The sequence below is a fragment of the Mesorhizobium sp. P3_A2 genome, from assembly GCF_056403115.1.
This window is the reverse complement of record NZ_JBFUGC010000015.1, coordinates 99337-121039: the sequence shown is the minus strand read 5'-3', so window position 1 is coordinate 121039 and position 21703 is coordinate 99337. Positions and strand designations below refer to the sequence as shown.

Below are 21703 nucleotides of genomic sequence, written 5' to 3'. Positions count from 1 at the left end.
CGCGGGAGGCGCTTTCGCCTACCGCACAAGGCGGCCCCCGTTTTTTGAAGGCAAGGAAGACCATCATGGGTACCAAGGAATCCACGCAGCGCCGTGCGCAGCGCGTTCGCCGCCAGATCAAGAAGGTCGCCGGCGAGCGTCCGCGTCTGTCGGTCCACCGCACGTCGAAGAACATCTACGTGCAGGTTATCGACGACGCCAAGGGCCACACCATTGTCGCCGCTTCGACGCTTGAGAAGGACCTCAAGGGTTCGCTCAAGACTGGCGCCGACACCGCGGCTGCGGCCGCGATCGGCAAGCTGATCGCCGAGCGCGCCGCCAAGGCTGGCGTCAAGGAAGTCGTCTTCGACCGCGGCGCCTACATCTATCACGGCCGCGTCAAGGCGCTGGCCGAGGCTGCCCGTGAAGGCGGTCTCAGCTTCTAAACAATTTTCGCCCCCGGTGACCCACAGAGGCACCGGATCTTATCAGCAACCGTGCTTCCGGAAAAAAACAAGGAACAGGATATGGCACAGGAACGTAGGGATGGCGGCCGCGGCCGCGATCGTGAAGAGCGCGATGACGGCATGGTGGACAAGCTCGTCCACATCAACCGCGTCGCCAAGGTCGTCAAGGGCGGCCGTCGCTTCGGTTTTGCAGCACTCGTCGTCGTCGGCGACCAGAAGGGCCGCGTCGGCTTTGGTCACGGCAAGGCGCGCGAAGTGCCGGAAGCCATCCGCAAGGCAACCGAATCGGCAAAGCGCGACATGATCTTCGTGCCGCTGCGCTCGGGCCGCACGCTGCACCACGACGTCGAGGGACGTTGGGGCGCTGGCCGCGTGCTGCTGCGCGCTGCCAAGCAGGGTACTGGAATCATCGCCGGCGGCCCGATGCGCGCTGTCTTCGAGACGCTCGGCATGCATGACGTGGTTGCCAAGTCGATGGGTTCGTCGAACCCCTACAACATGGTTCGCGCCACGTTCGACGCGCTGAAGAGCCAGATGCATCCCAAGGATGTGGCTGCTGCGCGCGGCATCAAGTATTCGACCCTTCAGGCCCGCCGCGGCACCGCCGTTGCGGCTGAAGAATAGTCGATCTGACCAGGGATTTTGACCATGGCCAAGAAAGCAACCAAGACCATCACCGTTGAGCAGATCGGTTCGCCGATCCGCCGCCCGAAGGAACAGCGCGCAACGCTGGTCGGCCTCGGCCTCAACAAGATGCACAAGCAGCGCACGCTGGAGGACACTCCCTCGGTGCGCGGCATGATCGCTGCCGTCCAGCACCTCGTCCGCGTCGTGGACGAGGGCTGAGCAAAAGCGCAGGAGAACCCAGATGAAACTCAACGATCTGCGTGACAAGGACGGCGCGACGCACTCCAAGAAGCGTCTCGGCCGTGGCATCGGCTCCGGCTCGGGCAAGACCGGCGGTCGCGGCGTCAAGGGCCAGAAGGCGCGCTCCGGCGTCGCCATCAACGGCTTCGAGGGTGGCCAGATGCCGCTCTACCGGCGCCTGCCGAAGCGTGGCTTCAACAACATCTTCGCCAAGAGCTTTGTCGTCGTGTCGCTGGCCCGTATCCAGACGGCGCTCGATGCCAAGAAGCTCGACGCCAAGGCGACCGTGACGGCTGAGGCACTCGTTGCGGCCGGCGTCATCCGCCGCGTCAAGGACGGCGTGCGCATCCTTTCGGACGGCGAGCTCAAGGCAAAGCTTGCCTTCGACGTCGCCGGCGCCTCAAAGGCTGCGATCGAGAAGATCGAAAAGGCCGGTGGTTCGGTCAAGCTGCCGGAAGCGGCCGCTGCCGAGTAACGGCAATTTGAAGGGCGATCGGCAAGAACGGTATCCGTTTTTGCTCACGATTGCGCTTTGATCCGATCAATTAAGCGGCCGCGTCAACGCGGCCGCTTGCATGTTGAGAGCCCGGAGCTTATCTCGTGAGCTTCGGTGAAACGCGCCGCCTGAGCTGCGGGCATCGAGCGTGACCAAGCGGAGAATCAGGCATGGCTTCGGCTGCTGAACAACTAGCCTCGAATCTGAATTTTGCGGCCTTCGCCAAGGCGGAGGACCTGAAGAAGCGAATCTGGTTCACCGTCGGCGCGCTGCTCGTCTATCGCCTCGGCACCTATATCCCGCTGCCCGGCATCAATCCGGACGCCTTCGCCCAGGCCTTCTCTTCACAGGCCAAGGGCGTGCTCGGCATGTTCAACATGTTTGCCGGCGGCGCCGTGCAGCGCATGGCGATCTTCGCGCTCGGCATCATGCCCTACATCTCGGCCTCCATCATCATGCAGCTGATGACCTCGGTCATTCCGTCGCTGGAGGCGCTGAAGAAGGAAGGCGAGCAGGGCCGCAAGGTCATCAACCAGTACACACGCTACGGCACGGTGCTTTTGGCGCTGGTGCAGGCCTACGGTATTTCGGTGGGCCTCGAAGGCGGCAACGGCATCGTCAACGATCCCGGCATGTTCTTCCGCATCTCGACCGTCGTCACGCTGGTCGGCGGCACCATGTTCCTGATGTGGCTTGGCGAGCAGATCACCGCACGCGGCATCGGCAACGGCATTTCGCTGATCATCTTCTCCGGCATCGTCGCAGGCCTGCCGCGTGCCATCTCCGGCACGCTGGAACTCGGCCGTACCGGTGCGTTATCGACAGGCCTGATTCTGGCGATCATCGTGCTGGCGATCATCGTCATCGCGCTGATCGTCTTCTTCGAGCGCGCACAGCGCCGCCTGCTGATCCAGTATCCGAAGCGCCAGGTCGGCAACCGCATGTTCCAAGGCGACACGTCGCATCTGCCGCTGAAGCTCAATACGTCGGGCGTCATTCCGCCGATCTTCGCGTCGTCGCTGCTGTTGCTGCCGGCAACGGTCGCCGGCTTCTCGCAGACGACGAACCTGCCGGCCTGGGCAAGCACCGTGCTCGCCTCGCTTGGCCACGGCCAGCCGCTCTACATGCTGTTTTATGCCGGCATGATCGTGTTCTTCGCCTTCTTCTACACGGCCATCGTGTTCAATCCCAAGGACACCGCCGACCAGCTCAAGAAGCATTCCGGCTTCATCCCGGGCTACCGTCCGGGCGAGCGCACCGCCGATTACATCGACTATGTCCTGACGCGCATCACCGTCGTCGGCGCCATCTATCTGGTGCTGGTGTGCCTGCTGCCCGAATTCCTGATTTCGGCAACTGGCGTACCATTCTACCTCGGTGGCACATCGCTTCTGATCGTGGTCAGTGTAACCCTCGATACGGTGGCGCAGATTCAGGGTCACCTGATCGCGCACCAGTATGAGGGCCTGATCAAGAAGTCGAAGTTGCGCGGGGGGAAGAAGGCCAGATGAGATTGATATTGCTTGGGCCGCCAGGAGCGGGCAAGGGGACGCAAGCACAAAGACTGGTAGAGAAATACGGCATACCCCAGCTGTCGACGGGCGACATGCTGCGGGCCGCCGTGCAGGCCGGCACCGAAGTCGGCAAGCGCGCCAAAGCGGTGATGGACGCCGGCGAGCTGGTTTCCGACGCCATCGTCAATGCCATCGTGGCCGAGCGCATTGATCAGCCCGATTGCGCCAACGGTTTCATCCTCGACGGCTATCCCCGCACGCTGGTGCAGGCCGATGCGGTTGAATCGATGCTTGCCGAGCGCGGCATTGGCCTCGATGCCGTGATCGAGTTCGTCGTCGACGACAAGGCGCTGGTCGGCCGCATCGTCAAGCGCGCCGAAGACGCCAAGGTCGCCGGCCAGCCGGTGCGCAAGGACGACAACCCGGTGGTGTTCGAAGAGCGCCTGCGGGAATATTACAAGAAGACCGCCCCGCTGATCGGCTATTACTACGCCAAACGCACGCTGAAGAGCGTCGATGGCATGGCCGGCATCGACACTGTGACAGCCGAGATCGAAGCGCTGCTCAAGGCAGTGACGCGGGAGACCGTTACGGCAAAGTAAAGATTGCGCTTGACTGGAACGGTTCGCTGGGTTATGGCGGCCCGTCTTCCTATCAGGCATGAGGCTTGCTTGTCCGCAAGGGCAAGGCAGCCGCATTGAAACCAGGAAACTCCCGCATGGGCCGGCCTCCACCGGACGCGGGGTAATTTGAACAGCGCCGGGCCCTGCCTTTTGAAGGCTGGCCGGCCCACATGGAGAAGAGAAGAATATGGCTCGTATAGCCGGCGTCAACATTCCGACCAACAAGCGCGTCGTCATTGCGCTTCAGTACATTCACGGCATTGGCAAGAAGTTCGCCCAGGAGATCGTCGACAAGGTCGGCATCCCGGCCGAGCGCCGCGTCAACCAGCTGACCGACGCGGAAGTGCTGCAGATCCGTGAGACCATCGACCGCGACTACCAGGTCGAAGGTGACCTGCGCCGCGAAGTGTCGATGAACATCAAGCGGCTGATGGACCTCGGCTGCTACCGCGGCCTGCGTCACCGCCGCTCGCTGCCGGTTCGCGGCCAGCGCACGCACACCAATGCACGCACCCGCAAGGGCCCGGCCAAGTCGATCGCCGGCAAGAAGAAGTAAGTGAGCGAATAGCGAGTAGCCGTTAGCGAGTAGGGATCCCTATTCGCTAATCCCTACTCACTACTCGCTTCCGAAGGTGGAGCCGCTGGCATTACGGCGGTGTAGAGATCAACTGAAAGGACTATCATGGCCAAGGAAGCCGGTCGTGTTCGCCGTCGCGAACGCAAGAACATCTCGTCGGGCGTTGCCCACGTCAATTCGACCTTCAACAACACGATGATCACCATCACCGACGCGCAGGGCAATTCGATTGCCTGGTCGTCGGCCGGTGCCCAGGGCTTCAAGGGTTCGCGCAAGTCGACCCCGTTCGCTGCCCAGATGGCTGCCGAGGACGTCGCCAAGAAGGCCCAGGAACACGGCATGCGCATGCTCGAAGTCGAGGTCTGCGGACCCGGCTCCGGTCGTGAATCGGCGCTTCGCGCCCTGCAGGCGGCCGGCTTCACCATCACCTCGATCCGTGATGTGACGCCGATCCCGCACAATGGCTGCCGCCCGCGCAAGAAGCGCCGCGTCTAAGACATTACCGAACGCCGCGCGAGCGCCTCTGGCGCTCCTCCACGGCACTCCAGGTCGCCCGCCACGATTGGATGGTGGCGGGTCAACGGAAGGAAAGCATCATGATCCAGAAAAATTGGCAGGAACTGATCAAGCCGAACAAGATCGAGTTCTCGTCGAAGAAGAAGACGCTGACCACGCTGGTCGCCGAGCCGCTCGAACGCGGCTTCGGCCTGACGCTCGGCAACGCGCTGCGCCGCGTGCTTCTGTCTTCGCTGCGCGGTGCGGCTGTGACCGCCGTGCAGATCGACGGCGTTCTGCATGAATTCTCGTCGATCGCCGGTGTGCGTGAAGACGTGACCGACATCGTGCTCAACATCAAGGAAATCGCTATCCGCATGGAAGGCGACGGCCCCAAGCGCATGGTCGTTCGCAAGCAGGGCCCGGGTGCGGTTCTGGCTGGCGACATCCAGACGGTTGGCGACGTCGAGATCCTCAACCCCGACCACGTCATCTGCACGCTGGACGAAGGCGCGGAAATCCGCATGGAATTCACCGTCGACACCGGCAAGGGCTACGTGCCGGCAGAGCGCAACCGTGCCGAAGACGCGCCGATCGGCCTTATCCCGGTCGACAGCCTGTATTCGCCGGTCAAGAAGGTCTCCTACAAGGTCGAGAACACCCGCGAGGGCCAGGTTCTCGACTATGACAAGCTGACCATGACGATCGAGACCGACGGTTCGATCTCGGGCGAGGACGCGGTGGCATTCGCTGCCCGCATCCTGCAGGACCAGCTCGGCCTGTTCGTCAACTTCGACGAGCCGCAGAAGGAAGTCGCTACCGAAGCCGTCACCGAGCTCGCCTTCAACCCGGCGCTGCTCAAGAAGGTCGACGAGCTCGAGCTTTCGGTGCGTTCGGCCAACTGCCTGAAGAACGACAACATCGTCTACATCGGCGATCTCATCCAGAAGACCGAAGCCGAGATGCTGCGCACCCCGAACTTCGGCCGCAAGTCGCTGAACGAGATCAAGGAAGTCTTGGCGGCGATGGGCCTTCACCTCGGCATGGAAGTGCCGGACTGGCCGCCGGAAAACATCGAAGACCTCGCCAAGCGTTACGAAGACCAATATTGAGCATGAATTCCAAGGATCGGCGGCGTGGGCCGCTCAATCCGACGGTCATGCGGAAAACCATCAGAGGCCATGGCCTCTTGAACAACTGAAGAAGGAAAAGAGCCATGCGCCACGGTTTTAAAGGCCGCCGCTTCGCCAGAAGCATTAGCCATCGCAAGTCGATGTTCGCCAACCTCGCCGTGTCGCTGCTCGAGCACGAGCAGATCGTCACCACCTTGCCCAAGGCGAAGGACCTGCGTCCGATCGTCGAGAAGCTGGTGACGCTTGGCAAGCGCGGCGACCTGCATGCGCGCCGCCAGGTCATTGCCCAGATCGGCAATGAAGGCGTGGTCAAGCGTCTGTTCGATACGATTGCGCCGCGCTACGCCGACCGCAATGGCGGCTATCTGCGCATCATGAAGGCGGGCTTCCGCCACGGCGACAATGCCGCCATGGCGGTCATCGAGTTCGTCGACCGCGACCCCGACGCCAAGGGCGCCGGCGACCGCGCCCGCCTCGAGGCGGAAGGTGTCAATGAGGAAGCCGCGGCCGCATAAGGCTCGGGTTTTTCAGGAATGACTTCAAGGGGCCTTCGGGCCCCTTTTCTTTTGCCTGTCCGTGACCGGCTATCGAAGCAGATTCAGATAATCCTGACCTAAAGAAATTCGCGGCATCCTGGTTCCCGACCAAGCGACGGTGATGCCTCTCGCCATGACCAACAGCTCCACCGGAGGCTCCAAGGTTGGTGAAATCCACTGAGTGACATTGGTCGAAAAGTCCCAACTGCCGACTAGGCTCCAGGCCTCGCCGGCAGGTGGTGCTGATTGCAACATCATGCGGTTTTGACCTCTGACCGGCTCTCTGCTTGCATTTCACTCGACTTCAGCAATATTGGCGTCGACATGGGGGGACGACTTTACGGACTGGACGCTCTGCGCGGGGTCGCTGCGATCGCCGTTGCCCTGCATCATTTTGCCCGCGTCAATCATCTTCCCTTGCTGCCGCTCAACCCTGCGATCGCGGTTGATCTGTTCTTCATCCTGTCCGGCTTCGTCTTGACCAGAACCTATGAAGATCGACTGCGAAACGGGCTGACCACGGTCGGCTTCATCGGTTTGCGATACCGCCGGCTGTTTCTGCCGCTGGCGATCGGATCGACCATCGGATTGGCGTTGATGATTGCGTTCCAAGGCATCTCCGGTCCGCTGCTTGCGGCCTATGCCCTTATCCTGCTTTTTCTTCCCGTGGTCGGGCGACCCGCATTTCCGCTCAACGTCCCGGCCTGGTCGCTCTTCGTGGAGATCGTCTGCAATGTGCTGCACGGGGTGATCATCTCGAAAATCTCGAACCTGCAAGTGCTGGTCCTGGCGGTGGCTGGAGCATTGGTCTTCATCGCCAGCTTCGCGACGGGTTTATCTCTGTGGAGCCCGGCCTTTGCATCGGTGCTCTGGCTGATTCCGCGCGAGCTCACCTGCTACCTGGTCGGCGTCTGGATGTTCCGCACCTATGGCGATGTCCCTCTTGGCCGATACCCTCTGTTGGCCGTCATCATCTTTGCGGTTTCGCTCGTCCTCGCCTCGTTCAGCCCGGCTTTCGAAATCGGTGCTCTGGTCGCATGCCCCTTCATCGTGCGCGCTTCGCTTGGGCTGCCTCGCATGGGCTGGGCAATCTGGGCCGGTGCGATCTCCTATCCTCTCTACGCGACCCACGTTCCGGCGCTACAGGCCGCACGCGCCATGGGTTTGCAACCATTGTTCGCCGCCATGCTGGTGGCTGCCCTCGCCATCTTCATAACGGTGGCGTTCGAAACCCGGCGCGGCGGCATGAAGCCGGCTCACCAGATCAGCGCCTGATCGGCAACCCGGACGAAGATCATGTTCGAGCCGGCCCGGCTGTTCAGCGTGAAGCCCTTGCCATGCATAAGCGCCGACAGCGCGTGGCTGGTGTCGCCGCTGCCATTGTCAGCCTCGACGATGACGACGCGCGAGCCGCGCCCATAGAGCAGCGCCGTGTTCGAGAGATCGAACGGGTAATTAGGCGCTGACATCGAGATAGCTCGGCTTTCGATGCCGATCTCGGCGACCTCAATCAGTTTTCATGCCAGGCGTCACCGGTCCGGTGACCAGAAAATCACGGAAATGAAGCGAGCTGTTTTTTCATGCGATCGACAACGGTACCGGTTGCAGACAGAGCTTTAGCCGATTACTGGGCTGAAAATAATTCGATTTCATCGCCTTAGCCTTTCATTCTGCACAATCGTCGGGACAATGACGCCCGATCTGGAGGATTCGGAATGCACTTCAAACGGCTGTTTCTTGTTGCCCTTTGCGCGCTGGTCGCCTTTGCCGCGGCACCGGCCGTGAGGCAGGCGCTGGCCGAGGACGCCGCCAAGCCAGCCGATCCGGGCCTCTCCGATGTGCTGACCGATCTGTTGCATGGCGTCGAGGGCGAGAACGGCACCTCCGGTCCCGACAAGCGCGTGCCGTTCGGCCGCGAAGAGGTGCAGCTTTCGTTTGCGCCACTGGTCAAGCAGACGGCGCCGGCGGTGGTCAATGTTTATGCCTCACAGACGGCCAAGGTCACGTCGCCCTTCGACGGCGATCCTTTCTTCGAGGAATTCTTCGGTCGCGCGCAGCCACGAGCGCAATCTTCGCTCGGCTCGGGCGTGCTGGTTGACCCGAGTGGCGTTGTCGTCACCAATTTCCACGTCATCAAGGACGCCGATGAGGTCAAGGTCGCGACCGCCGACGGGCGCGAATTCACCTCGAAGGTCATGCTCAAGGACGAGACGCTCGACCTTGCCGTGCTCAAGATCACCTCCGACAAGCCGTTTCCGGTGATCGCCATCGGCGATTCCGACGCGCTCGAGGTCGGCGACCTGGTGCTGGCGATCGGCAATCCGTTCGGCGTCGGCCAGACCACCACCAGCGGCATCGTTTCGGCACTTGCCCGCAGCCATATCGGAGTTTCGGATTCGGGCTATTTCATCCAGACCGACGCCGCCATCAATCCCGGCAATTCCGGCGGCGCGCTGATCAACATGGGCGGCCAGCTGGTCGGCATCAACACCGCCATTTACAGCCGCAGCGGCGGCTCGATCGGCATCGGCTTTGCCATCCCGGCCAACATGGTGCGCGCCTTCGCCGACGCGGCCAAGGCCGGGCTCGATTTCTTCGAGCGACCCTATATCGGCGCCGAGTTCGAGGCGGTCACACCGCAGATCGCCGAATCGCTCGGTATGGAGAAGCCGACGGGCGCGCTGGTGTCGTCGGTCGAGGAAGCTGGACCGGCAGCCAAGGCAGGGCTGAAGCCCGGCGATGTCGTACTGCAGCTTAACGGCACGACCGTCGAAGGCATCGAGGCGCTGGATTACCGCATGGCAACGCTGTCGATCGGCACCAAGGCGACCTTCGCCGTCCTGAGCAAGGGCCAGCAGGCGACGATGGAGATTGCGCTGGAGCGCGCGCCGGAGGGCGCCAAGGCCTCGGAAGTGACGCTGCATGGCCGCAGCCCGTTCTCGGGCGCCAAGGTCGCCGAACTGTCGCCACGGCTTGCCCAGCGGCTTGGCCTGCGCACCGACCTGAAGGGCGTCACCGTGGTCGACATCAACCGCGATTCGCCGGCTGCCGATTTCGGCTTCCAGCCGGGTGACATCGTGCGCGAGGTGAACGGCACGACTGTCGATACGGCTGCCACACTGGCGCAGCTCTCGCAGCAGGATACGCGCTGGTGGCGCTTTACCGTCGAACGCGGCGGGCAGATACTGCGCCAGGTGTTGCGTTACTGAGGCGATCTTCCCATCTTCAGAGCATGATCCCGAAAAGTGGGAACCGGTTTTCGGAAAAGATCATGCTCCAAAAGAGTGGGATCGCTCCAACAAAAAGACTTGCATGGCCGATCTGTTCAGCGTCGATGAACCGGAAAGAGCGCCATCCGGCCGGCCGCTCGCCGACCGGCTGCGCCCGAAAAACCTCGGTGAGGTCGTTGGCCAGGAGCATCTGACCGGGCCCGACGGCGCGCTGACGCGGCTGATCAATTCCGGTTCGCTCGGCTCGATGATTTTTTGGGGACCGCCGGGGACCGGCAAAACAACCGTTGCGCGGCTGCTGGCCGGCGAGACCAGTCTTGCCTTCGAGCAGATATCGGCGGTGTTTTCCGGCGTCGCCGACCTGAAGAAAGTGTTCGAGGCGGCAAAACTGCGCCGCGCCAATGGCCGCCAGACGCTGCTGTTCGTCGACGAGATCCATCGCTTCAACCGCGCCCAGCAGGATTCTTTCCTGCCGGTCATGGAGGACGGCACGGTCGTGCTGGTTGGCGCTACCACCGAGAATCCCTCCTTCGAGCTCAATGCCGCGCTTCTGTCGCGGGCGCGGGTGCTGGTGTTCCATTCGCTGGGCGAGGAGAGCATCGCCAAACTGATGACGCGAGCGGAGGAGACCGAGGGCAGGGCGCTGCCGCTCGACGACGAGGCGCTGGCGATGCTCATCCGCATGAGCGATGGCGACGGTCGTGCCTCGCTGACCTTGGCCGAAGAGGTCTGGCGCGCCGCCAAACCTGGCGAGGTTTTCGATCCAGAAGGGCTGCAGCGCATCGTCCAGCGCCGCGCGCCGATCTACGACAAGGGCCAGGACGGCCATTACAATCTGATCTCGGCGCTGCACAAATCGGTGCGCGGGTCCGATCCAGACGCGGCCCTCTATTATCTCGCCCGCATGTTCGACGCCGGTGAGGATCCGCTCTATCTCGGCCGCCGGCTGGTGCGCATGGCGATGGAGGACATCGGGCTGGCCGACCCGCAGGCACTGGTCGTCGCCAATGCCGCCAAGGACGCCTATGACTATCTGGGCTCGCCCGAAGGCGAACTCGCCTTTGCCGAGGCGACTGTCTATCTCGCCACCGCGCCCAAATCCAACGCCGTCTACACCGCCTTCAAGGCCGCCACGCGGGCGGCGAAGGAGTTCGGTTCGCTGCTGCCGCCCAAGCACATCCTTAACGCGCCGACCAAGCTGATGAAAGAGGAGGATTACGGCGCCGGCTATCGCTACGACCATGACCAGCCCGATGCCTTTTCCGGCCAGGACTATTTTCCGGAAAAGATGGGCCGGCAGACCTTTTACGATCCGCCCGAACGCGGCTTCGAGCGCGATATCCGGAAACGGCTGGACTATTGGGCGAAGCTGCGCAGCGAGCGGGAAAAATAGGCTTGCGCGCGCCTGTGATTTTGTCGGCGCAGGACGAAATCCCGCTATGGGGCATTCCCGCCTTTGTCCTTTCCTGTGCACTGAACTAAAGTGGAGTGCAAACGTCCAAATAATTTTGCCGGCAGCCGCCGACGGCCACCCCAGCGCCGTGCGATGGCATTGTGCGTGGGGACAAAAGACCCTATCAAGGCGCACGGCCTCGGGGGTGGCCGTCGCCAAGATGCTTGGCGATTGTCGTCGCAACAGGAATCGCGCCCGACGGCGCGAGAAAAAAATGAAAAAATCCCTTCGCAAATCCCTTCGCCAGGCTGTGATTGCACTGCCGCTGCTTGCGCTCGGCTTCTATTTCATCCCGATCCTGACTACGATCTGGATCGTCTGCGGCCTGATCGATGTGCTGCGCAACGCCAACAAGGACTTGTCGCTGTTGCGCGGCTATTTCCTCGGCAACGGCATTTTCACCTGGCTGCTGTCGCCCTTCAACCTTCTGGTCGACCTGCTCTGCTACCGGAACCCGGGCGTGTGGAAGCTGGAGCAGTTTCCCGCCGACTATCAGCGCGAGGTCAACGAGGTTCTCGACGTCTTCAAGGCGCGCAAGGACGAGATCATCGCCGATATCGACGCCAATTTCGGCACCGGCCGTCGCGGCATGTATGTCTATCAATGGTACGGCAAGCACAAGATCGACAACGTCGCCGAATTCAACAAGGATTTCAAATACATCAAGACCATTGCCGTCTCGGTCTTCAGGGGCAAGGAATCGACCTCCTGGCATTTCGGACCGCTGCGGCTCAGCCTGCGCATCCTCTACAATCTCCTGCCGGTGAAGGCAGAGGTTTTCGTCGAGTGCAACGGCGCCAGGAACTACTGGCACGACAACCCGCTCTATATTTTCGACGACACGCTGCTGCACCGCTCGGTCAACGAGTATGACGGGCGCCGCTACTGCGTGTTCATGGACATCATCCGTCCGTCGCCATTCCCCGGCTTCATCGCCGGCCTTCTCGCCATCGTTTCGGTCACCGTCGAGCGCATCAATTCCATGTTCTATAAGAACTGGAAGATGATCGGCTCGAGCAAGGCAAAGAAGGTCGAGACGACCTGACGCGTAGTCTTGACCGGCAAGAGGGAGCGCGATGTATCACCTGTTGCTTGTCTGTCTTGGCGGCGCGATCGGCGCGATGGGCCGCTTCCTCCTGTCCGGCTTCATCGCCCGCCGAGTCGGCGAGACCTTTCCCTGGGGTACGATGGTCGTCAACGTCTCGGGGGCGTTTGCGATCGGCGTCGTCGCGCATGCGGTGGCGCGCGACGGAATGCCCGCCTTCTGGGCCTTTGCAGTTACCGGCTGCCTCGGCTGCTATACCACGGTCTCTTCCTTCAGCCTGCAGACGCTGGCGCTGGCGCGCGAGGGTGAATGGTTGCGCGCCGGCGGCAATGTGCTGCTTTCGGTTGTTCTGAGCCTTGGCGGCGTGACGCTGGGCTTTGCCGCGGGAAGTCTCCTGATCGGCAACGGGGCGCCATGAGCAGTCCGCGGAAGCTTCGCTCCGGCGGAACGGACGCTGCCGCGGCAGGGCACGCGGCGCGCCTCGTTGGCTGGCGTAAAACGAATGAAACGGTTCGGATCTATGCTACCGTCGCAGCCGGCAGCATGATCGGCGGCGTGCTGCGGGCGCTTGTCTCATTGGCGAGCAATGCCTTGTGGGGCAGTGGATTCCCCTTCGGCACGCTCCTCGTGAACATTATCGGCTCATTCCTCATCGGCTTCTATGCGACATTGACGGGGCCGGAAGGCCGCGTCTTCGCCAGCCCGTTGCAGCGCCAGTTCTTCATGGCCGGCTTCTGTGGAGGCCTGACGACCTTTTCCGCGTTCAGCCTTGAAACGCTCATCCTCGCGCAAGGCGGGGAGCTTGTGGCGGCGGGGCTCAATATCGCGATCTCCGTGGTGGCGTGGCTTGCCGCCGTCTGGCTTGGCCACATCTTTGCTATGCGCCTCAACCGACTGAGAGGATCCGGGCAATGAAAATACCAAGACAGGCGCAATTGTTGCGCATATTCATCGGCGAGAACGACAGGGCAGACGGCCATCCGCTGTATGAGGCGATCGTGCTTAAGGCCCGCGAAATGCAGATTGCCGGCGCGACCGTCCTGCGCGGAGCGATGGGGTTCGGCCACTCCAGCCGGCTTCACACCACGAAAATCCTCCGTTTGTCGGAGGACTTGCCACTTGTGATCGAGATCGTCGATGGCGAGGAAAAGATAGCCGCTTTCCTGCCAATACTTGAGACAATCATGACAAGCGGTCTGATCACGCTGGAGAAAGTTCAGGTTCTGCAATATGGAACCGACAACGAATGACCGAGTATGAGGTTGCGGGTGCCGGCGAATGCCGTCGCATGCCGCGGAACGGCGATTGGAATTATGGCAGGCGTTGAACAGATCACAGTAGAGGCCGGCGAGGCGGGCATGCGGCTCGATCGCTGGTTCAAGACCCATTTCCCCGGCCTCGGTTTCGGCCATCTGCAGAAGCTGCTGCGTTCCGGCCAGATCCGCGTCGACGGCGGTCGGGTCAAGGCCGACAGTCGTGTCGAGCCCGGCCAGGTGGTGCGCGTGCCGCCGCTCGAGGTCGACAAGAAAGGCGAGAGCGCGCTTACCGGTCACTCGATCCGCAACCAGGGTGACGCCGATGTGCTGGCCAAGATGCTGATCCACGAAGACCCGAAGGTCTTCGTCTTCAACAAACCGGCTGGCCTGGCCGTGCAAGGCGGCTCGGGTGTCACCCGCAATGTCGACGACATGCTGGAGGCATGGCGCAGCCAGAAGGGCGAGAAGCCGCGCCTGGTGCACCGGCTCGACCGCGACACGTCGGGCGTGCTGGTGGTTGCCCGCACCAGGCTTGCGGCGATGAAGCTTTCCGAGTCATTTCGTGCACGCGAGACCAAGAAGACCTACTGGGCGCTGGTCAAGGGCGTGCCACCCAAGCGCGAGGACAAGATCTCGACCTGGCTGATCAAGGAGCCGACCGAGGACGGCGACCGCGTGCGCGTGGCCGCGCATGGTGAAAAAGGCGCCGATCATGCCGTGTCCTACTACCGGATCATCGAGCAGGCGGCGCAGACGATGACCTGGCTGGAAATGGAGCCCTACACCGGCCGCACCCACCAGCTTCGCGTTCATGCCGCCTATATTGGCTGCCCGATCATCGGCGACCCCAAATATTTCGAGGCCGACACCAATTGGGATTTCCCGGGTGGCATTCAAAACCGCCTGCATCTGCATGCGCGCCGCATCGTCATTCCGCACCCGGACAAGGGCGTCATCGACGTCACCGCGCCGATGCCGCCGCATATGCGCCAGAGCTGGAACCTGATCGGCTTTGACGACGCCAGCGCGGAGGACTGACATTGGCCGTTGCCTCGGCATTGGATCGCCGTGACGCGGTCGATCTGGCGGCTGCTTCCATCATGGTCGGGCTGACCTTTTCCTGGGGGCTGAACTACGTTGCCGCCAAGATCTCCTATGCCGGGTTCGACCCCGTTTTCGTTTCGATCGCACGCTCGATCATTGGCGGGCTTTGCGTGCTCGGCTGGTGCTGGCTGCGCGGCATCAAGCTGTTCGAGGCCGACGGGTCGCTTGTAGCCGGCATCATTGTCGGCGTGCTGTTCGGCGTCGAGTTTCTGTGCCTCTATATCGGGCTGGAATACACGACCGTTGCCCGCAACACGCTGCTGGTCAACACGATGCCGTTCTGGGTCCTGATCGGCGGCCATTTCCTGCTCGGCGAGCGCATCAATGCAAGGAAGCTTGGCGGCCTTATTCTCGCCTTTTGCGGCCTGGTGGCCGTGTTTTCCGACGGGATCGTCGGCGGCAACAAAGTGACTCTGATGGGCGATGTACTCAGCCTCGGCTCCGGCATTCTGTGGGCGGCGACCAGCATCGTCATCAAGCGCTCGAAACTGGTCGAGACCAGCGCCGAAAAACTGCTGCTCTACCAACTGGCGGGCGCCGCCGTCGTTGGCTTCCTGGTGATGCCGTTCGCCGGCCCGCCGATCCGCGCAGTCGCCGCCTTGCCGACATTGGCACTGCTGTTCCAGTCGCTCTATATTGTTGCCTTCACCTATGTGCTGTGGTTCTGGCTGCTCAGGCGCTATCCGGCATCGGGCCTGTCGAGCTTCGCCTTCCTGTCGCCGGTGTTCGGTGTGCTGTGCGGCGCTATTATTCTGGGCGAGGCGCCGACAGTCAGGATTTTTGTGGCGCTTGGGCTGATCGCGGTCGGCCTCATTATCGTCAACCGGCCGGCCCGCAAGCAGGTACCCGTATAGAAAGTTCCGCCATGCGCGATATCCTCAACGACCTCGAAGCAGGCAAGCAGCTCTCCGATCCGGATCCGGTGCGCCGCGCGCAGATCCAGATGAAGACGCATCTGCCGAAGCGTTTCTACAAGGACGTTGCCGTCGTGCCGGTGGACGACGGCTTTGCCGTGCATCTCGACGGCAAGCCGGTGCGCACGCCGGGCAAAGCGGTGTTGGCGCTGCCGACCGAGACGGCGGCACAGTTGGTAGCCAGCGAATTCGCAGCGCAAGGCGAGACCATCGATCCCGTCACGATGCCGGTGCTGCGTCTGGTCAACACCGCCATCGATGGCGTCGCCAGCGACCCGCAGGCGGTGCTGGAGGACGTGTTGCGGTTCGCGTCGTCCGATCTGACCTGCTACCGCGCCGACGCGCCGCAGGGACTGGTCGAGCGCCAGAATCAGCATTGGGACCCGGTCATCGACTGGGCGCGCAGCGCGCTCGGCGCTCGCTTCAACCTTGCCGAAGGGGTGATCCATGTCGAGCAACCGCGCGAGAGCATCGCCGTGCTCGGCGCCCATCTTGCCCAGCGCGCCGAGCCGCTGCGGCTCGCTGCCATCCATGTCATGACCTCGCTGACCGGGTCGGCGCTGCTGGCGCTTGCAGTCGACTACGGCGCGCTTGACGGCGAGGCGGCTTGGGCCGCCGGCCATGTCGATGAGGACTGGCAGGCCGAGCATTGGGGCCAGGACGCCGAGGCCGTGGCCCGTCGCTCGGCCCGCAAGCGCGACATGATGGGCGTCGTCAGCCTGCTGGAAGCGCTCAAGGCCTGATCTCCGGTCTTTGCCGCACTGCACCTAATACCAAAGTCATAATCCCAAAGGCGCTCTGCCTCCGGACGCCGCTTTCTGTCATTTTTTGTGCCCGATGGCTGAGCTGAGTCCGCATTCAGAGGGAACGTGGACGATGATGCACAGCATCGAGGCAGACGGGATCTCACGGGAGGACATTTCCATGGCAATGGCATCGACCGCCGGCGGAAGCAGCCGCGGCATGACGCGAGAGGAGAAGAAAGTCATCTTCGCTTCCTCGCTCGGCACGATTTTCGAATGGTACGATTTCTATCTCTACGGTGCGTTGGCGGCCGCGATCGGCGCCACATTCTTCGCTTCATATCCAGAGGCGACCCGCAACATCTTCACGCTGCTGGTTTTTGCCGCCGGTTTCCTGGTGCGTCCGTTCGGCGCGCTGGTGTTCGGTCGCATCGGCGATCTCGTCGGCCGCAAATACACATTCCTTGTCACCATCACGATCATGGGCCTGTCGACCTTCCTGGTCGGCCTGCTTCCCGGCTCGGCGAGCTGGGGCATTGCGGCGCCCATCATCCTGGTTGGGCTGCGCATGCTGCAGGGCCTGGCACTCGGTGGTGAATATGGCGGTGCGGCGACCTATGTCGCCGAACATGCTCCCGACGACCGCCGTGGCTTCTACACGTCGTGGATCCAGACAACGGCGACGCTTGGCCTGTTCTTGTCGCTGATCATCATCCTGATCGTGCAGAATTCGCTGAGCAAGGAGGACTTCGCGGCCTGGGGTTGGCGCATTCCATTCCTGGTCTCGGCCATCCTGCTCGCCATATCGGTCTGGATTCGCCTGTCGCTTGCCGAATCGCCGACCTTCCAGCGCATGAAGGACGAGGGCAAGGGCTCCAAGGCGCCACTCACAGAAGCCTTCGGACAGTGGAAGAACGCCAAGATCGCCCTGTTGGCGTTGTTCGGCCTCACCGCCGGCCAGGCCGTGGTCTGGTACAATGGCCAGTTCTACGCGCTGTTCTTCCTGGGCAATGTGCTCAAGGTCGATCCGCAGTCGGTCAACATCATGATCGCAATCGCGCTGGCGCTCGGCTCGATCTTCTTCGTCGTGTTCGGCTGGCTCTCCGACAAGGTCGGCCGCAAGCCGATCATCATGGCCGGTCTCGCGCTGGCGATCGTCACCACCTTCCCGCTGTTCAAGGCGCTGACCTGGGCCGCCAACCCGGCGCTCGCCACCGCCCAGCAGAACACGCGTGCCACGGTGACCGCTGCACCGGGAGACTGCAAGTTCCAGTTCAATCCGACCGGAACACGCAAGCCTCTCACTTCGTGCGATATTGCGACCGACTTCCTTGCCAAGAGCTCCGTACCCTACGACATCATTACGACGGCGGCACCGGGAACCGCGGCCACTGTGAAGATTGGGACCGAAACGGTGGCGTCCTATGATGCCGTGGCAGCCGCGGACAAGGCGGCTTCAAACGACGCTGCCTTCAAGAAGGCGGTCAACCTCGCGCTTCAGGGCGGCGGCTATCCGCTGAAACGTGCTGCCGCCAAGGTTGCCGACCAAAAGCTCGACGCCTTTGTTGCGGCCAATCCCGAACTGAAACTCGACGCGGCGGCCATTCGCGCCGGTGAAAAAGCCACTGTCCCGCTCGCCCAGGCGGTCAAGGACAAGCTGCTGACGGCAGATGACGCCGCCGGCACCGCCGACGTGACGGTCTACAGTGTTCCGGCGGCCGGCGCGTTCTCGATGTTTGCCGACCCGGCAGCAGTCAACTGGGCCAAGGTCATCGGCATCCTGTTCATCCTGGTCGTCTACGTGACCATGGTCTACGGGCCGATCGCGGCGATCCTGGTCGAGATGTTCCCGACCCGCATCCGCTACACCGGCATGTCGCTGCCCTATCACATCGGCAATGGCTGGTTCGGCGGCCTGCTGCCGGCGATCGTGTTCGCGCTCAGCGCCTCCAAGGGCGATATCTATTACGGCCTCTGGTACCCGGTGGTGATCGCGGCGATGTCGCTAATCATCGGCATGATCTTCGTCAGGGATACGCTGGGAACCGACCTGCACACCAAGCAATAGGCGCTGTTCCTGCGTTCAACAAAAAACCCGGCGCGAGCGATCGCGCCGGGTTTTTCAATGGTCAGGCCTGCTTTCAGCTTGCTAGCCCGGAAAACGGCTAGCTCTTGCGAGGCTGCTCGGCTTCCGCGATGGCCGCCTCATGGTACCAGGCCTCGCCATGACCCAAGGGATGATCGCGCAGTGAGGCAAGCTCTGCCGCGAACTTGGCCTTTACGCCTAAATTTGAGGCAGCCGCACGTGCTGCCAGCGGGAACATCAGGATTTTTGCCGACGGACGGGCTGACGTGATTTCCATGGTCGGTCTCCTTTCTTCTGGAGAGGCTTATCGATTCATCTTTCCATCAAAGTAGGTCCTGCAATCCGTTTAGGCAAGATGCCTAAAGAAAGATCAGTATTTGCCTGTTATTTAAGCAAATTCCGCCTTTGATCGATCCCGGCGCATTGCTTAGGCGGCTTCGCCGGATCGCCGGGGTGAACGGACATTTTTGACGCACCCCGTGCAGCGGAAATGGCACATGACTTGCATTTTATCGACCGGCAGCCGGTCTGCCGGATGGCTCGGCGCGCGCCGGCGTCATCCAGCTTCGGTGATTTAGCAACGAGAGGCTCTAGAATGACGAAATACAAGCTCGAGTACATCTGGCTCGATGGATACACCCCGGTCCCCAATCTGCGCGGCAAGACCCAGATCAAGGAGTATGCCGAGTTCCCGTCGCTCGAGCAGCTGCCGCTGTGGGGCTTCGACGGCTCCTCGACGCAGCAGGCCGAAGGCCACAGCTCCGACTGCGTGCTGAAGCCGGTCGCCGTGTTCCCCGATCCGGCCCGCACCAATGGCGTGCTGGTGATGTGCGAAGTGATGATGCCCGATGGCGTGACGCCGCATGCCTCCAACAAGCGCGCCACCATCCTCGATGACGAGGGCGCCTGGTTCGGTTTCGAGCAGGAATATTTCTTCTACAAGGACGGCCGTCCGCTCGGCTTCCCTGAGAGCGGCTATCCGGCGCCGCAGGGCCCGTACTACACCGGCGTCGGCTACTCCAATGTCGGCCCGGTTGCGCGCCAGATCGTCGAGGAGCATCTCGACCAATGTCTCGCCGCCGGCATCAACCATGAAGGCATCAACGCCGAAGTGGCCAAGGGCCAGTGGGAATTCCAGATCTTCGGCAAGGGCTCGAAAAAGGCCGCCGACCAGATGTGGATGGCCCGCTATCTCCTGCAGCGCCTGACCGAGAAATACGAGATCGACATCGAGTATCACTGCAAGCCGCTCGGCGACACCGACTGGAACGGCTCGGGCATGCATGCCAACTTCTCGACCGCCTATATGCGCGAAGTCGGCGGCAAGGCCTATTTCGAGGCGCTGATGGCTGCCTTCGACAAGAACCTGATGGACCACATCGCCGTCTACGGCCCGGACAATGACAAGCGCCTGACCGGCAAGCACGAGACCGCGCCGTGGAACCGGTTCAGCTACGGCATCGCCGACCGCGGCGCCTCCATCCGCGTGCCGCATTCCTTCGTCAACAACGACTACAAGGGCTATCTGGAAGACCGCCGCCCGAACTCGCAGGGCGACCCCTACCAGATCGCCTCGCAGATCCTGAAGACGATCGCGGAGGTTTCGACCAGCGCCCAGGTTTCGGCCGCGGCGTAAGCATTCGCTGAGGCGGAGACTTGGTCTCCGCCTCGATCTGCTCTGGCGGCATCCGACGCCAGTCGTCTGAACAAACAAAAACCCCGGCGTCTGAACTGACGCCGGGGTTTTTCTTTGTCGCTGAACCGATCGCTCAGACCGAATAGTACATGTCGTATTCGACCGGATGCGGGGTCATTTCGAAGCGCATCACTTCGGCCATCTTCAGCTCGATGTAGCTGTCGATCTGGTCGTCGTCGAACACGCCGCCAGCCTTAAGGAAGCCGCGGTCCTTGTCGAGGCTCTGCAGCGCTTCGCGCAGCGAGCCGCAGACGGTCGGGATCTTCTTCAGCTCCTTCGGCGGCAGGTCGTAAAGGTCCTTGTCCATCGGCTGGCCCGGATGGATCTTGTTCTTGATGCCGTCGAGACCGGCCATCAGCATGGCGGCGAAGGCGAGGTAGGGGTTCGCGCCCGGATCGGGGAAGCGGACTTCGACGCGCTTGGCCTTCGGCGACGAGCCGAACGGAATGCGGCAGGAGGCCGAGCGGTTGCGCGCGGAGTAGGCGAGCAGCACGGGGGCTTCATAGCCTGGCACCAGGCGCTTGTAGGAGTTGGTCAGCGGGTTGGTGAAGGCGTTGATCGCCTTGGCGTGCTTGATGATGCCGCCGATGTAGAAGAGGCAGCTTTCCGACAGGCCGGCATATTCGTTGCCGGCGAAGGTCGGCTTGCCGCCCTTCCAGATCGACTGGTGAACGTGCATGCCCGAGCCGTTGTCGCCGAAGACCGGCTTCGGCATGAAGGTGGCCGTCTTGCCGTAGGCGTTGGCGACCTGGTGCACGACATACTTGTAGATCAACATCTTGTCGGCGTTGCGGACCAGCGTGTCGAACTTGATGCCGAGTTCGTGCTGGGCGGCCGCCACTTCGTGGTGGTGCTTTTCGACGCGCACGCCCATTTCGGCGAGCACGGTCAGCATTTCGGAGCGCATGTCCTGCGCGCTGTCGATCGGCGGCACCGGGAAGTAGCCGCCCTTGATGCGGGGGCGGTGGCCGAGATTGCCGGTCTCGTAATCGGTGTCGTCATTGGACGGCAGTTCGGTGGAGTCCAGCTTGAAGCCGGTGTTGTAGGGGTCGGCCTTGTACTTGACGTCGTCGAAGACGAAGAACTCGGCTTCCGGGCCGACGAAGATCTGATCGCCGATGCCTTCGGCCTTCATGTAGGCCTCGGCCTTCTTGGCGGTGCCGCGCGGGTCGCGGTTGTAGGATTCCCCGGAGACCGGATCGAGGATGTCGCACAGGATGACCATGGTCGACTGGGCGAAGAACGGGTCCATGTGGACGGTGTCGGGATCGGGCATCAGCACCATGTCGGACTCGTTGATCGCCTTCCAGCCGGCAATCGAAGAGCCGTCGAACATGACGCCGTCGGCGAACATGTCTTCCTCGACCTCGATGACATCCATCGTCACGTGCTGCAGCTTGCCCTTCGGATCGGTGAAGCGCAGGTCGACGAATTTCACGTCGTTATCCTTGATCTGCTTCATGATGTCTTTGGCTGTCGTCATGTCATT

At 62.2% G+C, this 21703-nt stretch carries 25 protein-coding genes; 22 read left to right on the top strand and 3 right to left on the bottom strand.

The window, feature by feature from the left end; translation table 11 throughout:
* The first annotated feature begins 65 nt into the window (after positions 1–65).
* The 11 genes from rplR to AC1DXM_RS27865 all read left to right on the top strand — a co-directional run bounded on the left by rplR (position 66) and on the right by AC1DXM_RS27865 (position 7962).
* Entirely contained in the window at positions 66–425 is a 360-nt protein-coding gene (gene rplR, locus AC1DXM_RS27915; RefSeq protein WP_112562358.1) for a 50S ribosomal protein L18, read from the top strand.
* An 81-nt stretch (positions 426–506) separates the two neighbouring features.
* Positions 507–1070, top strand: a complete 564-nt coding sequence (gene rpsE / locus AC1DXM_RS27910; RefSeq protein ID WP_006333394.1) for a 30S ribosomal protein S5 — start codon at positions 507–509, stop codon at positions 1068–1070.
* 24 nt (positions 1071–1094) lie between these two features.
* Positions 1095–1292 (top strand): 50S ribosomal protein L30, encoded by a 198-nt coding sequence (gene rpmD / locus AC1DXM_RS27905; protein ID WP_006205449.1) that lies wholly within the window; start codon positions 1095–1097, stop codon positions 1290–1292.
* 22 nt (positions 1293–1314) lie between these two features.
* The gene (rplO, locus tag AC1DXM_RS27900) at positions 1315–1788 is read left to right on the top strand and encodes a 50S ribosomal protein L15 (RefSeq protein WP_142865528.1); all 474 of its coding nucleotides are present in this window, start codon (positions 1315–1317) and stop codon (positions 1786–1788) included.
* A gap of 191 nt (positions 1789–1979) precedes the next feature.
* Positions 1980–3320 carry a preprotein translocase subunit SecY gene (gene secY, locus AC1DXM_RS27895; protein WP_192254278.1) on the top strand — a complete coding sequence of 447 codons (1341 nt, stop codon included), beginning with the start codon at positions 1980–1982 and terminating at the stop codon, positions 3318–3320.
* Complete coding sequence (locus AC1DXM_RS27890; RefSeq protein WP_477238192.1) at positions 3317–3925, top strand: adenylate kinase; 609 nt, start codon at positions 3317–3319, stop codon at positions 3923–3925. The genes secY and AC1DXM_RS27890 overlap by 4 nt, the downstream gene beginning before the upstream one ends.
* A gap of 208 nt (positions 3926–4133) precedes the next feature.
* The gene (rpsM, locus tag AC1DXM_RS27885; RefSeq protein WP_006205445.1) at positions 4134–4502 is read left to right on the top strand and encodes a 30S ribosomal protein S13; all 369 of its coding nucleotides are present in this window, start codon (positions 4134–4136) and stop codon (positions 4500–4502) included.
* A gap of 126 nt (positions 4503–4628) precedes the next feature.
* A complete protein-coding gene (gene rpsK, locus AC1DXM_RS27880) occupies positions 4629–5018 on the top strand; it encodes a 30S ribosomal protein S11 (protein WP_203278194.1) in 390 nt (129 codons plus the stop codon).
* A gap of 101 nt (positions 5019–5119) precedes the next feature.
* The gene (locus AC1DXM_RS27875; RefSeq protein ID WP_032933403.1) at positions 5120–6130 is read left to right on the top strand and encodes a DNA-directed RNA polymerase subunit alpha; all 1011 of its coding nucleotides are present in this window, start codon (positions 5120–5122) and stop codon (positions 6128–6130) included.
* Positions 6131–6234: 104 nt separating this feature from the next.
* The gene (gene rplQ, locus AC1DXM_RS27870) at positions 6235–6666 is read left to right on the top strand and encodes a 50S ribosomal protein L17 (RefSeq protein ID WP_112562350.1); all 432 of its coding nucleotides are present in this window, start codon (positions 6235–6237) and stop codon (positions 6664–6666) included.
* Positions 6667–7011: 345 nt separating this feature from the next.
* Positions 7012–7962: an acyltransferase family protein gene (locus AC1DXM_RS27865; protein WP_477238189.1), complete on the top strand. Its 951-nt coding sequence runs from the start codon at positions 7012–7014 to the stop codon at positions 7960–7962.
* Here AC1DXM_RS27865 and AC1DXM_RS27860 read toward each other — a convergent pair.
* On the bottom strand, positions 7944–8156 hold the full coding sequence (locus AC1DXM_RS27860) for a hypothetical protein (RefSeq protein ID WP_477238187.1): 213 nt from the start codon (positions 8154–8156) through the stop codon (positions 7944–7946). The two genes, AC1DXM_RS27865 and AC1DXM_RS27860, sit on opposite strands and share 19 nt — an antisense overlap.
* Positions 8157–8402: 246 nt before the next feature.
* Between AC1DXM_RS27860 and AC1DXM_RS27855 the strand changes: the two genes are divergently transcribed.
* The 10 genes from AC1DXM_RS27855 (at position 8403) to AC1DXM_RS27810 (ending at position 18500) form a co-directional block, all read left to right on the top strand.
* Positions 8403–9896 (top strand): DegQ family serine endoprotease, encoded by a 1494-nt coding sequence (locus tag AC1DXM_RS27855; protein WP_477238185.1) that lies wholly within the window; start codon positions 8403–8405, stop codon positions 9894–9896.
* Between the two features lie 103 nt (positions 9897–9999).
* Entirely contained in the window at positions 10000–11310 is a 1311-nt protein-coding gene (locus AC1DXM_RS27850) for a replication-associated recombination protein A (protein WP_477238183.1), read from the top strand.
* Positions 11311–11584: 274 nt separating this feature from the next.
* Positions 11585–12415, top strand: a complete 831-nt coding sequence (locus AC1DXM_RS27845) for an aspartyl/asparaginyl beta-hydroxylase domain-containing protein (protein WP_112562348.1) — start codon at positions 11585–11587, stop codon at positions 12413–12415.
* 31 nt (positions 12416–12446) lie between these two features.
* Positions 12447–12833 (top strand): fluoride efflux transporter CrcB, encoded by a 387-nt coding sequence (gene crcB / locus AC1DXM_RS27840; RefSeq protein ID WP_477238181.1) that lies wholly within the window; start codon positions 12447–12449, stop codon positions 12831–12833.
* Between the two features lie 125 nt (positions 12834–12958).
* Positions 12959–13330 carry a CrcB family protein gene (locus tag AC1DXM_RS27835; protein ID WP_477238179.1) on the top strand — a complete coding sequence of 124 codons (372 nt, stop codon included), beginning with the start codon at positions 12959–12961 and terminating at the stop codon, positions 13328–13330.
* Complete coding sequence (locus AC1DXM_RS27830) at positions 13327–13665, top strand: DUF190 domain-containing protein (RefSeq protein ID WP_477238177.1); 339 nt, start codon at positions 13327–13329, stop codon at positions 13663–13665. The genes AC1DXM_RS27835 and AC1DXM_RS27830 overlap by 4 nt, the downstream gene beginning before the upstream one ends.
* Before the next feature lie 63 nt (positions 13666–13728).
* Positions 13729–14709 (top strand): RluA family pseudouridine synthase, encoded by a 981-nt coding sequence (locus AC1DXM_RS27825; protein WP_142865539.1) that lies wholly within the window; start codon positions 13729–13731, stop codon positions 14707–14709.
* A gap of 62 nt (positions 14710–14771) precedes the next feature.
* Positions 14772–15629 (top strand): DMT family transporter, encoded by an 858-nt coding sequence (locus AC1DXM_RS27820; protein ID WP_477238206.1) that lies wholly within the window; start codon positions 14772–14774, stop codon positions 15627–15629.
* 11 nt (positions 15630–15640) lie between these two features.
* Positions 15641–16432: an ATP12 family chaperone protein gene (locus AC1DXM_RS27815; protein ID WP_477238175.1), complete on the top strand. Its 792-nt coding sequence runs from the start codon at positions 15641–15643 to the stop codon at positions 16430–16432.
* A 181-nt stretch (positions 16433–16613) separates the two neighbouring features.
* Entirely contained in the window at positions 16614–18500 is a 1887-nt protein-coding gene (locus AC1DXM_RS27810) for an MFS transporter (RefSeq protein WP_477238173.1), read from the top strand.
* A 97-nt stretch (positions 18501–18597) separates the two neighbouring features.
* On the opposite strand, the gene AC1DXM_RS27805 is transcribed toward AC1DXM_RS27810, so the two are convergent.
* Positions 18598–18795 carry a DUF2735 domain-containing protein gene (locus AC1DXM_RS27805; protein ID WP_352558808.1) on the bottom strand — a complete coding sequence of 66 codons (198 nt, stop codon included), beginning with the start codon at positions 18793–18795 and terminating at the stop codon, positions 18598–18600.
* A gap of 318 nt (positions 18796–19113) precedes the next feature.
* On the opposite strand from AC1DXM_RS27805, the gene AC1DXM_RS27800 reads away from it, so the two are divergent.
* Entirely contained in the window at positions 19114–20154 is a 1041-nt protein-coding gene (locus AC1DXM_RS27800) for a glutamine synthetase beta-grasp domain-containing protein (RefSeq protein ID WP_477238170.1), read from the top strand.
* Positions 20155–20287: 133 nt separating this feature from the next.
* On the opposite strand, the gene glnA is transcribed toward AC1DXM_RS27800, so the two are convergent.
* On the bottom strand, positions 20288–21697 hold the full coding sequence (gene glnA / locus AC1DXM_RS27795) for a type I glutamate--ammonia ligase (RefSeq protein ID WP_477238168.1): 1410 nt from the start codon (positions 21695–21697) through the stop codon (positions 20288–20290).
* Positions 21698–21703: the final 6 nt, after the last annotated feature.

Bases quoted from the DNA above. Each gene is read 5' to 3' on its own strand.
- AC1DXM_RS27810 (WP_477238173.1), top strand. From the start codon at position 16,614: ATGGCAATGGCATCGACCGCCGGCGGAAGCAGCCGCGGCATGACGCGA.
- AC1DXM_RS27865 (WP_477238189.1), top strand. From the start codon at position 7,012: ATGGGGGGACGACTTTACGGACTGGACGCTCTGCGCGGGGTCGCTGCG.
- AC1DXM_RS27835 (WP_477238179.1), top strand. From the start codon at position 12,959: ATGATCGGCGGCGTGCTGCGGGCGCTTGTCTCATTGGCGAGCAATGCC.
- rpmD (WP_006205449.1), top strand. From the start codon at position 1,095: ATGGCCAAGAAAGCAACCAAGACCATCACCGTTGAGCAGATCGGTTCG.
- glnA (WP_477238168.1), bottom strand. From the start codon at position 21,697: ATGACGACAGCCAAAGACATCATGAAGCAGATCAAGGATAACGACGTG.
- crcB (WP_477238181.1), top strand. From the start codon at position 12,447: ATGTATCACCTGTTGCTTGTCTGTCTTGGCGGCGCGATCGGCGCGATG.
- AC1DXM_RS27875 (WP_032933403.1), top strand. From the start codon at position 5,120: ATGATCCAGAAAAATTGGCAGGAACTGATCAAGCCGAACAAGATCGAG.
- AC1DXM_RS27825 (WP_142865539.1), top strand. From the start codon at position 13,729: ATGGCAGGCGTTGAACAGATCACAGTAGAGGCCGGCGAGGCGGGCATG.
- AC1DXM_RS27845 (WP_112562348.1), top strand. From the start codon at position 11,585: ATGAAAAAATCCCTTCGCAAATCCCTTCGCCAGGCTGTGATTGCACTG.
- secY (WP_192254278.1), top strand. From the start codon at position 1,980: ATGGCTTCGGCTGCTGAACAACTAGCCTCGAATCTGAATTTTGCGGCC.
- rplQ (WP_112562350.1), top strand. From the start codon at position 6,235: ATGCGCCACGGTTTTAAAGGCCGCCGCTTCGCCAGAAGCATTAGCCAT.
- rplR (WP_112562358.1), top strand. From the start codon at position 66: ATGGGTACCAAGGAATCCACGCAGCGCCGTGCGCAGCGCGTTCGCCGC.
- AC1DXM_RS27830 (WP_477238177.1), top strand. From the start codon at position 13,327: ATGAAAATACCAAGACAGGCGCAATTGTTGCGCATATTCATCGGCGAG.
- AC1DXM_RS27805 (WP_352558808.1), bottom strand. From the start codon at position 18,795: ATGGAAATCACGTCAGCCCGTCCGTCGGCAAAAATCCTGATGTTCCCG.
- rplO (WP_142865528.1), top strand. From the start codon at position 1,315: ATGAAACTCAACGATCTGCGTGACAAGGACGGCGCGACGCACTCCAAG.
- rpsE (WP_006333394.1), top strand. From the start codon at position 507: ATGGCACAGGAACGTAGGGATGGCGGCCGCGGCCGCGATCGTGAAGAG.
- AC1DXM_RS27860 (WP_477238187.1), bottom strand. From the start codon at position 8,156: ATGTCAGCGCCTAATTACCCGTTCGATCTCTCGAACACGGCGCTGCTC.
- AC1DXM_RS27850 (WP_477238183.1), top strand. From the start codon at position 10,000: ATGGCCGATCTGTTCAGCGTCGATGAACCGGAAAGAGCGCCATCCGGC.
- rpsK (WP_203278194.1), top strand. From the start codon at position 4,629: ATGGCCAAGGAAGCCGGTCGTGTTCGCCGTCGCGAACGCAAGAACATC.
- AC1DXM_RS27800 (WP_477238170.1), top strand. From the start codon at position 19,114: ATGACGAAATACAAGCTCGAGTACATCTGGCTCGATGGATACACCCCG.
- AC1DXM_RS27855 (WP_477238185.1), top strand. From the start codon at position 8,403: ATGCACTTCAAACGGCTGTTTCTTGTTGCCCTTTGCGCGCTGGTCGCC.
- AC1DXM_RS27815 (WP_477238175.1), top strand. From the start codon at position 15,641: ATGCGCGATATCCTCAACGACCTCGAAGCAGGCAAGCAGCTCTCCGAT.
- AC1DXM_RS27820 (WP_477238206.1), top strand. From the start codon at position 14,772: ATGGTCGGGCTGACCTTTTCCTGGGGGCTGAACTACGTTGCCGCCAAG.
- rpsM (WP_006205445.1), top strand. From the start codon at position 4,134: ATGGCTCGTATAGCCGGCGTCAACATTCCGACCAACAAGCGCGTCGTC.
- AC1DXM_RS27890 (WP_477238192.1), top strand. From the start codon at position 3,317: ATGAGATTGATATTGCTTGGGCCGCCAGGAGCGGGCAAGGGGACGCAA.